The 9,706-nt window shown below is 62.9% G+C and carries 12 protein-coding genes and 1 pseudogene; 5 read left to right on the top strand and 8 right to left on the bottom strand.

The genetic code is table 11. The features are described from left to right. The 8 genes and pseudogenes from VFF99_RS13285 to VFF99_RS13250 form a co-directional block, all read right to left on the bottom strand. Positions 1–261 (bottom strand): annotated as a pseudogene (locus VFF99_RS13285) (5-(carboxyamino)imidazole ribonucleotide synthase); the annotation flags it as partial. Further along, positions 258–758, bottom strand: coding sequence for a 5-(carboxyamino)imidazole ribonucleotide mutase (gene purE, locus VFF99_RS13280; protein WP_325018630.1), 501 nt, complete (start codon positions 756–758; stop codon positions 258–260). The gene purE and the pseudogene VFF99_RS13285, both read right to left, overlap by 4 nt. A 1-nt stretch (position 759) precedes the next feature. Next, entirely contained in the window at positions 760–1,656 is an 897-nt protein-coding gene (locus tag VFF99_RS13275; protein ID WP_325018628.1) for a phosphoribosylaminoimidazolesuccinocarboxamide synthase, read from the bottom strand. Positions 1,657–1,727: 71 nt separating this feature from the next. Beyond that, positions 1,728–2,792 (bottom strand): class II fructose-bisphosphate aldolase, encoded by a 1,065-nt coding sequence (fba, locus tag VFF99_RS13270; protein ID WP_325018626.1) that lies wholly within the window; start codon positions 2,790–2,792, stop codon positions 1,728–1,730. A gap of 24 nt (positions 2,793–2,816) precedes the next feature. Then, a complete protein-coding gene (gene pyk, locus VFF99_RS13265; protein WP_325018625.1) occupies positions 2,817–4,250 on the bottom strand; it encodes a pyruvate kinase in 1,434 nt (477 codons plus the stop codon). A 62-nt stretch (positions 4,251–4,312) separates the two neighbouring features. Beyond that, complete coding sequence (locus VFF99_RS13260) at positions 4,313–5,503, bottom strand: phosphoglycerate kinase (RefSeq protein ID WP_325018623.1); 1,191 nt, start codon at positions 5,501–5,503, stop codon at positions 4,313–4,315. A 94-nt stretch (positions 5,504–5,597) separates the two neighbouring features. After that, positions 5,598–5,921: an AzlD domain-containing protein gene (locus tag VFF99_RS13255; RefSeq protein WP_325018621.1), complete on the bottom strand. Its 324-nt coding sequence runs from the start codon at positions 5,919–5,921 to the stop codon at positions 5,598–5,600. Further along, entirely contained in the window at positions 5,918–6,664 is a 747-nt protein-coding gene (locus VFF99_RS13250) for an AzlC family ABC transporter permease (protein ID WP_325018618.1), read from the bottom strand. Before VFF99_RS13250 ends, VFF99_RS13255 begins: the two co-directional genes overlap by 4 nt. 189 nt (positions 6,665–6,853) lie before the next feature. Between VFF99_RS13250 and VFF99_RS13245 the strand changes: the two genes are divergently transcribed. The 5 genes from VFF99_RS13245 to VFF99_RS13225 all read left to right on the top strand — a co-directional run. Next, entirely contained in the window at positions 6,854–7,774 is a 921-nt protein-coding gene (locus VFF99_RS13245) for a branched-chain amino acid transaminase (RefSeq protein ID WP_325018616.1), read from the top strand. Between the two features lie 20 nt (positions 7,775–7,794). Beyond that, on the top strand, positions 7,795–7,995 hold the full coding sequence (locus tag VFF99_RS13240; RefSeq protein ID WP_325018614.1) for a zinc-finger domain-containing protein: 201 nt from the start codon (positions 7,795–7,797) through the stop codon (positions 7,993–7,995). 169 nt (positions 7,996–8,164) lie between these two features. Further along, positions 8,165–8,596, top strand: coding sequence for a nuclear transport factor 2 family protein (locus VFF99_RS13235; RefSeq protein WP_325018612.1), 432 nt, complete (start codon positions 8,165–8,167; stop codon positions 8,594–8,596). A gap of 6 nt (positions 8,597–8,602) precedes the next feature. Then, positions 8,603–9,562 carry a YheT family hydrolase gene (locus VFF99_RS13230; RefSeq protein ID WP_325018610.1) on the top strand — a complete coding sequence of 320 codons (960 nt, stop codon included), beginning with the start codon at positions 8,603–8,605 and terminating at the stop codon, positions 9,560–9,562. Between the two features lie 2 nt (positions 9,563–9,564). Next, a partial coding sequence (locus tag VFF99_RS13225) for a DUF2946 family protein (protein WP_325018632.1) occupies positions 9,565–9,706 on the top strand: 142 nt, incomplete at its 3' end.

Below are 9,706 nucleotides of genomic sequence, written 5' to 3'. Positions count from 1 at the left end.
CACGTTCTCGAATTCGGTGGTGACGGCCGCGCACTGCTGCACCAGCTCGGCGAGCGCGGCCTCGTCATCGTATTTCGCGCAGATCAGATGGTCGGCCGCGTGGCCGGCGGGGCAGTCGCGCGCCGGCTCGAGCACGGCGACCTTGAACCCCATCATCTGCGCGGCGTGCACGAACATGCGGCCCAGCTGGCCGCCGCCCATCACGCCCAGCCAGGTGGCGGGCGTTGCAGTGGGAATGAAGGCTTGGTACTTGTCGCTCATGCCGGCAGTGTCATTGCAAAGGCCGCCTGGGTCTGCTTGGCACGGAATTCCTGCAGCCTTGCAGCCAGGTTGTCGTCAGTCGTGGCGAGGATGGCCACCGCGGTCAGTGCGGCGTTGGCGGCACCCGCCTCGCCGATGGCGAAGGTCGATACCGGAACGCCCTTGGGCATCTGCACGATGGACAGCAGCGAATCTTCGCCGCGCAGGTATTTGGAGGGGACAGGCACGCCCAGCACCGGCACGATGGTCTTTGCCGCCACCATGCCCGGCAGGTGGGCCGCACCGCCGGCCCCGGCGATGATCGCGCGCAGTCCGCGCTCGCGTGCCGTCTCGGCGTAGCGGAACATTTCGTCCGGCATGCGATGGGCGGACACTACCCGCGCTTCGTATGCAATGCCGAAATCCTTCAGCATGGCGACCGCGTGCTGCATCACGTCCCAGTCGGACGAAGAGCCCATGATCACGCCCACCAGCGGCTTTTCCGATTGCACGCTCATGTCAGTCCTTCAGTTTTTCGCCGGTCAGGCGCTCGAGTGCTTCACGATACTTGGCGCCGGTCTTTTCGATGACGTCGGCGGGCAGTGCCGGCGCGGGTGCAGTCTTGTTCCAGTCCTTCAGCGTCTCCAGATAGTCGCGCACGAACTGCTTGTCGAAGGACGGCGGCGACATGCCCGGCGCGTAGGAATCCGCCGGCCAGAAGCGCGACGAATCGGCGGTCAGCACTTCGTCCATCAGGTGCATGATGCCGTTCTCATCGAGGCCGAATTCGAACTTGGTGTCGGCAATGATGATGCCCTTGGTCGCCGCATAATCCGCCGCGGCTTGGTACAGCCGGATGCTCACGTCGCGCATCTTCGCCGCCAGTTCCTTGCCGATGCGGTTCTCCATCTCGGCAAAGCTGATGTTTTCGTCATGCTCGCCCATGTCGGCCTTTGCGGCAGGGGTGAAGATCGGCGTTGCCAGCTTGTCAGCCTGGCGCAGGTCCTTCGGCAGTTCGATGCCGCACAGTGCGCCGGTCGCCTGGTAATCCTTCCAGCCGGAGCCGATGATGTAGCCGCGCACCACCGCCTCGACGAGGATCGGCTTGAGTCGCTTGGCAACCACGGCGCGGCCGCGCACCTGCTCCACCTCGTCCGCCGCCACCACGGATTCCGGTGCAATGCCGGTCAGGTGGTTGGGAACGATGTCGCCCAGTTTGCTGAACCAGAAATCGGACATCTGGTTCAGCACCTTGCCCTTGCCGGGGATCGGTTCGTTCATCACCACGTCGAACGCGGAGAGGCGGTCGGTGGTCACGATGAGGATCTTGTCGTCACCGACGGCATAGTTGTCGCGCACTTTGCCGCGGCCGAGCAGCGGAAGGGACTTGATGGTGGACTGGTAAAGGCTGTTCATGGGGGTTTCCAAAAAAGCTAAACCGGCGGGTGCCGAACACGCCGCCGGTTGTTTGTTTCCGATGCTGAATTTTACTGCACGATCTGGGCGAGTTCACCCTTCTTGTACTTCTCGGCCATCTTTTCGAGGGTCAGCGGCTTGATCTTGCCGGCCTGGCCTTCGCAGCCGAAAGCGAGGAAGCGCGACTTGCAGATCTGCTTCGCGGCTTCGCGTGCCGGCTTCAGGTATTCGCGCGGATCGAACTTGGACGGGTTCTCGGCGAAGAAGCGGCGGATCGCGGCCGTCATCGCCAGGCGGATGTCGGTGTCGATGTTGATCTTGCGCACGCCGTGCTTGATGCCTTCCTGGATTTCCTCGACCGGCACGCCGTAGGTTTCCTTCATGTCGCCGCCGAACTGGCGGATCTCGGCCAGCAGTTCCTGAGGCACGGAAGAAGAACCGTGCATCACGAGGTGGGTGTTCGGGATGCGGGCGTGGATTTCCTTGATGCGCTGGATTGCCAGGATGTCACCGGTCGGCTTGCGCGAGAACTTGTAGGCGCCGTGGGAGGTGCCGATGGCGATGGCGAGCGCGTCGCAATGGGTCTGCTTGACGAAGTCGGCAGCCTGGTTGACGTCGGTGAGCAGCTGTTCGCGGGTCATCGTGCCTTCCGCGCCGTGGCCGTCTTCCTTGTCGCCCTTCATGGTCTCGAGCGAACCGAGCACGCCCAGTTCAGCCTCGACGGTGACGCCGATGGCGTGCGAGAACTCGACCACCTTGCGCGAGACTTCGATGTTGTACTCATAGCTGGCGACCGACTTGCCGTCTTCCATCAGCGAGCCGTCCATCATCACCGAGGTGAAACCGGAGCGGATCGCGGCCATGCAGACAGCCGGCGACTGGCCGTGGTCCTGGTGCATGACGACCGGGATGTGCGGATAGGCTTCGACCGCGGCTTCGATCAGGTGGCGCAGGAAGGCTTCGCCGGCGTATTTGCGGGCGCCGGCCGAGGCTTGCATGATCACCGGCGAATTGACTTCGTCGGCGGCCTGCATGATCGCGGTGACCTGTTCCAGGTTGTTGACGTTGAATGCGGGCAGACCGTAACCGTTTTCAGCGGCGTGGTCGAGCAGTTGACGCATGGATACGAGAGGCATGGTGGTTCTCCAAAAACAATGAAATTAGTATTCGCCGATCTTCATGATCTTCAGGGCGTTGGTGCCGCCGACCTGACCCATCGGTTCGCCCCAGGTGACGACAATCATGTCACCTTTCTGCACCACTCCTTTGGCCAGGAGCAAATCCTGCGCGGCTTTCAGCACAGCTTCGCGATCATAGGAATGCGCGAGCTCAAAGGTCGTGACGTTGCGGTACAGGGATGCCTTGCGCTGCGTGCCGAGCACGGGCGTGAGCGCGAAGATGGGAATGTCGATGTTGTGGCGGCTCATCCAGAGCGCCGTCGAGCCGGACTCGGTCAGCGCGGCGATCGCTTTCACGCGCAGGTGATAGGCGGTGAACAGCGCGCCGTAAGCGATCGACTGATCGATGCGCGTGAAGGTCGCGTTGAGGAAGTCCGCGTCCAGCTTGATCACGTCGGACTTCTCGGCTTCCAGGCAGATCGCGGCCATCGTTTCGACCGTCTCGACCGGATACTTGCCGGACGCGGTCTCGGCCGAGGTCATCACCGCGTCGGTACCGTCCAGCACGGCGTTGGCGACGTCGCTCACTTCGGCGCGCGTCGGTACCGCGTTGACGATCATCGACTCCATCATCTGGGTCGCGGTGATGGTCAGCTTGTTGGAGGCGCGCGCCATCTTGATCATGCGCTTCTGCAGCGCGGGCACCGCGGCGTTGCCGACCTCGACTGCGAGGTCGCCGCGCGCCACCATGATGCCGTCGGAAGCATCGAGGATTTCCTGCAGCGCGGGAATCGCCTCGGCCCGTTCGATCTTGGCGATCATCTGCGGCTTGTGGCGCGTCGATTCGCCGGCGATATTGGCCAGCTGCCGCGCCATGATCATGTCGGTGGCGCTCTTGGGGAAGGACACGGCAATGTAATCCGCCTGGAAGCTCATGGCGGTCTTGATGTCTTCCATGTCCTTGGCCGTCAGCGCCGGCGCCGAGAGGCCTCCGCCTAGGCGGTTGATGCCCTTGTTGTTCGACAGTTCGCCGCCGATCTTGACCGTGGTGTGGATCGCGCTGCCGACAACCCGGTCGACCACCAGCACGATCAGGCCGTCGTTCAGCAGCAGCACGTCGGCCGGCTTGATATCGCGCGGCAATTCCTTGTAATCGAGACCGACCTGCGCCTGATTGCCGAGTTCACAGTCAGCGTCGAGCACGAACTTGCTGCCGTTCTCGAGGAAGATCTTGCCGTGCTCGAACTTGCCGATGCGGATCTTCGGCCCTTGCAGGTCGGCCATGATGGCGACCTCGCGTCCGCACTCGGCGGCAGCCTTGCGCACCAGTGCCGCGCGGTCGATATGGTCCTGCGCCTTGCCGTGCGAGAAATTCAGCCGGACCACATTCACGCCGGCCTTGATCATCCGCGTCAGGACCTCCGGGTCGCTCGAGGCGGGACCGACGGTGGCAACGATTTTTGTGGCTCTTATCATGTGAAAACCTTGGCAGTCAGCGAACGAGATGAGGCGGCGCTACGGTGTGCCGCCCCGCGTCTTTACTTCGCGCGCTGCTGCAGAATATCGACTGCGGGCAGGGTCTTGCCCTCGAGGAATTCGAGGAAGGCGCCGCCGCCGGTCGAGATATATCCGACCTTCTCTGCGATGTTGTACTTGGCGATCGCCGCCAGGGTATCGCCGCCGCCCGCGATCGAGAATGCCTTGGAACCGGCGATCGCCATCGCCAGCGTCTTCGTGCCTTCGCCGAACTGGTCGAACTCGAACACGCCGACCGGACCGTTCCAGACGATGGTGCCGGCCTGCGCAATCTGTTGCGCCAGCTGTGCGGACGTCTTCGGGCCGATGTCGAGGATCATGTCGTCATCGGCGACATCCTTGACGTCCTTGACGGTCGCCGCTGCCGTAGCAGAAAACTCTTTCGCGCACACCACATCCACCGGGATCGGCACGGAGGCGCCGCGCTTGGCCATCATGTCGATGATGGCTTTCGCCTCGTCGACCAGGTCGGCCTCTGCCAGCGACTTGCCGATCCTGAGGCCGGCAGCCAGCATGAAAGTATTGGCGATGCCGCCGCCGACGATCAGGTTGTCGACCTTCTCGGCCAGCGACTTGAGGATGGTCAGCTTGGTGGAGACCTTGGAGCCGGCGACGATGGCGGCCAGCGGACGCGCAGGTTCGCCGAGCGCCTTGCCCAGCGCATCCAGTTCGGCGGCCAGCAGCGGGCCGGCGCAGGCGACCGGGGCAAACTTGGCGATGCCGTGGGTCGTGGCTTCGGCGCGGTGCGCGGTGCCGAAGGCATCGTTGACATACACGTCGCACAGCCTGGCCATCTTCTGCGCGAGTTCGTCGCTGTTCTTCTTCTCGCCCTTGTTGACGCGGCAGTTCTCCAGCAATACGACCTGGCCGGGCGCGACGTCGACGCCATCCACCCAGTTCTGCTTCAGCGTCACCGGCTTGCCGAGCAGTTCCGACAGGCGCTTGGCGATCGGCGCCAGCGAATCTTCCGGCTTGAACTCGCCTTCGGTCGGACGGCCAAGGTGGGAGGTCACCATCACGGCGGCGCCTGCGTCCATCGCCTGCTGGATAGCCGGCACGGAGGCGCGGATGCGGGTGTCTTCGGTGATGTTGCCTGCGTCGTCCTGCGGTACGTTGAGGTCGGCGCGGATGAATACGCGTTTGCCCTGGAGTTGGTTGCTTGCGATGAGGTCGCTCAGACGATTGAATTGCATGGCTGCCAGACGGGAATGAGGGATTGAAAAAGTGGAAAGGTTGGGAAAACGGCTATTTTACCGCACCGCACTCCGCCGAAAAACCGTTTTCGGGCTATAGCATGACTCGCAGCAAACTATACAGAGCCATGCCCACAATGATGGTTCCAAGAAGATGGCGGGTCGTCAGGAAAAAGGCGGCGGCGCCAACCCCCGCCAGCAGCTTCGGGTTCGTCCAGCTCAGCTGCAGCGCGCCATCGACGAGGGCCAGGTCCGGCGCCACGATGGCGGCCAGCGCAGCGGCCGGTGCATAGCGCAGCGCGTGCTGGACCTTGGGCGGCAGCTTTACGGCATGTCCGAGCAGGAAGAAGGAACTCCGGGTCAGGATCGTGGCGACCGTCAGCAGGATGATCGTCAGCCAGGTTTCGAGGGCGCTCATGCCTTTTCCTTTTTGTCCAGGTAGGTATCGACCGCCATCGCGGCCGTCATGCCCACGATCACCGCAAGCAGCAAGCCGAGGCGGTAAGGCAGCGAGGCTGCGGCTATCGCCACGACGCTTGCGACCACGACGCCGACCAGCGCCGCCGAATTGACGGTGAGCGGAATGGTAATTGCCAAGAGGGCAAGTGTGCCGGCGAAACCGATGCCCCAGCTCTCGGGAATCTGGCTGGCCAGCAGAATGCCGATCACCGAACCGCCCTGCCACGCCCACCAGTTGGAATAGCAGATCCCGTTGAAAAAGCCGACCTTGCCTTCGGTCTTGTGCACGGTCGAATCGGGGAAGCGGCGCGGAAACAGCGCCATCGTGATGTCGGCGTTGAAATAGCCGTGCCACATGCGCTTGTACCAGGGCAGGTGCGCAAAGTGCGGCGCGATGGCCGCGGCAAAGATGACGAAGCGGAGGTTGACGACCAGCGCCGTCAGGAAGACCACCCAGACAGGGGCGTCGGCGGCCATCAGCGGGAGCGAGGCCAGCTGCGCCGAACCGGCGAACACCAGGAAGCTCATTCCCAGTGCCTGCCAGATGGTCAGGCCGCTCTTGACCATCGCCATCCCGGTCACCATGCCCCAGGCAAAGATGCCCGGCATGGTCGGCGCGCCGGCCTTCATGCCTTCGCGATAGGCGCGCTTTTCGAGATCGACCGCGGTCTCGTGCGCCGTGCTTGCTTGTGTATTGCTCATATATCCGGATCGGAACCGTACCGTGCTTGTGGCACGGACGTGTTCAATTGATAACGGCGCCACGCAAACTGTTCGCGTGCGCCGTCAAGACAGAGGCAAGAATGCCAATCCCGCATTCTACAGATGAATTTTCACCCCCGTTGGAGTGCGCTAAAATCGAACTTTTGCAACGTTTTTGGAGAGCTCAACATGTCCATGGCCGACCGCGACGGAAAGATCTGGAAAGATGGCGAACTGATTGACTGGCGCGACGCAACCGTCCACGTGCTCACGCACACCCTGCACTACGGCATGGGCGTCTTCGAAGGCGTGCGGGCATACAAGACCGACAAGGGCACGGCGATCTTCCGTCTGAAGGAACACACCCAGCGTCTGTTCAACTCGGCCAAGATCTTCCAGATGAAGATCCCCTTCGATCTCGAGACGCTGATGGAAGCGCAGCGCACCGTGGTGCGGGAAAACAAGCTCGAGTCCTGCTACCTCCGCCCGCTGGTCTGGATCGGCTCCGAGAAGCTCGGCATCTCCGCCAAGGGCAACACCATTCACGTCGCCGTCGCGGCGTGGCCGTGGGGCGCCTATCTCGGCGAAGACGGCCTGGCCAAAGGCATCCGCGTCAAGACCTCGTCCTTCACCCGCCACCATGTGAACGTGTCGCTGGTGCGCGCCAAGGCCTGCGGCTACTACATCAATTCCATCCTCGCCAACCAGGAAGCGCTGGCGGACGGCTACGACGAGGCGCTGCTGCTCGACACCGAAGGCTATGTGTCCGAAGGTTCGGGCGAGAACGTCTTCGTCATCAAGAACGGTACGATCTATACGCCCGACCTCGCCTCCTGCCTCGACGGCATCACCCGCGACGCGGTGCTGACGATGGCGCGCGACCTCGGCATTCCGGTCGTCGAAAAGCGCATCACGCGCGACGAAGTGTACTGCTGCGACGAAGCCTTCTTCACCGGCACGGCGGCTGAAATCACGCCGATCCGCGAACTCGACAACCGCCAGATCGGTGAAGGCAAGCGCGGCCCGATCACCGAGAAGCTGCAGACGCTGTTCTTCGACGTGGTCGCAGGCAAGGCGCCGCAGTACCAGCACTGGCTCACACTGGTTTAATCACACTTTCGGAAAACGCCATGAACCAAACCAAGCAAGCCATGAGTTACGTCGAGCTCGACGGCAAGGACCTGCCCGCATACTGCCCCAATCCGCAGATGCCGATCTGGTCGACGCATCCGCGCGTCTACATTCCGGTCGACCATCACGGCGAAGGCAAGTGCCCGTACTGCGGCACGGTGTACAAGCTCAAGCCGGGCACGGTGCTGAAGGGCCACTGACCCGAGCACGGCATCCCAGGAATCCCCGGCGGCGGCCCGGTTTCAGCAATGAACCGGGCCGTCGGCTTTCCGGCCGATGACATTGTTCTATACTGTCTCCTTCCCCCGAGGCGACGAAAAGACGAAGCGCAGGACAATTGTTCTGCATGGAAAGGAGCGCCGGTAAACCATGCCCAAACTAAACAAGATTTTCGAAACCCCCGAAGAAACAGAAGCCGCATTCTACGAAGCAATCAGCCGCGCCGATGTTGATGCGGTGATGTCCTTGTGGGCCGACGAAGAGGATGTTGTCTGCATTCATCCCGGCGCGCCCCGGCTTGTCGGCCACGCGTCGATCCGTGCAGCCTGGGAACAGATTTTCGAACAGGGCGGCGTGCAGATCCGTCCGGTGCAGTTGCATGTGACGCAGAACATGATGACCTCGATCCACAACATCATCGAAGAAGTGCATCGCACCACCTCGCGGCAACCGGACATCCATATCCTCGCCACCAATGTGTACATGAAGACGGCCCAGGGCTGGCGCATCGCTACCCACCATGCCTCTGTCGTCCCGGGCGAGGCGCCGGCATCCACCTCGGTCGCCGCGCTACTGCACTGATCAGGCATGAAGTACGCTGCACCATCCTGGCTGCCCGGAGGGCATCTGCAAACGATTTTTCCGGCGACCTGCATTACGAGGCCGCAGGTCTGCTACCGCCGCGAGCGGTGGCGCACGCCGGATGAGGATTTCATCGATATCGACTTTGTCGACGGCATGCCCGGCCGCCCGTTCATCGTCCTGTTCCATGGCCTCGAAGGCTCGTCCGGCAGCCACTACGCACGCGCGCTGATGGCGCACATCTCTGCGCTCGGCTGGTCGGGGGCAGTCCCCCACTTCCGCGGATGCTCCGGCGAATTGAACCACGCGCCGCGCTTCTATCACTCGGGCGACGCGCAGGAGGTGGACTGGATCGTCCGGCGCCTCATGGCCGAGTGGAGAATGCGGGAACCATCGGCGAAGTTCTACGCCGCCGGGGTATCGCTGGGCGGCAATGCCCTGCTGCGCTGGCTGGGGGAATCGCAGCACCAGGCGGAGATCGTCGACGCCGCCTGCGCGGTCTCCGCGCCGCTCGACCTGGCCGGCGGCGGTGCCGCCCTGTCGCGCGGCTTCAACATGGTGTACACGCGCCTGTTCCTGCAAACGCTCAAGCCGAAGTGCCTGAATAAACTTAGCCAGTTCCCCGGCCTGTTCGACCGGGAGACGATGCTCGGCGCGCGCAACCTGTACGAGTTCGACAACGTGGTCACCGCACCTTTGCACGGTTACCGCAACACCGACGATTACTGGCACCGCGCGAGCGCAAAACACGTGCTGACGGACATCGTCGTCCCCACGCTGGTGCTGAACGCAAAGAACGATCCTTTCCTGCCCGCGCACCATTTGCCGCAGTCGGCCTCTAAGCATGTCACGCTCGACTACCCCGAGCACGGCGGCCACGTGGGTTTCGCCATCGGCGGACTGCCCGGCCGGATCGACTGGCTGCCGAGGCGTATCATTGGTTTTCTCGAGGATGCAACGCGCTGATCATGGACGAGATCGTCAAACAGGCAATGGCGAAGTGGCCGAACGTGCCCCACTGTTACGGCTGGCTCGCGCTGGATGCGCGCGGCAACTGGCGCATGCGCGACGACCGCGCGCAAAAACTGAACCTCGCCGGCGACCGCATCA

This window comes from Noviherbaspirillum sp., from assembly GCF_035654295.1.
Classification (GTDB): Bacteria; Pseudomonadota; Gammaproteobacteria; order Burkholderiales; family Burkholderiaceae_D; genus Noviherbaspirillum.
Note: the sequence above shows the minus strand (reverse complement) of the source record. Positions and strands in the feature narration are given on the sequence as shown.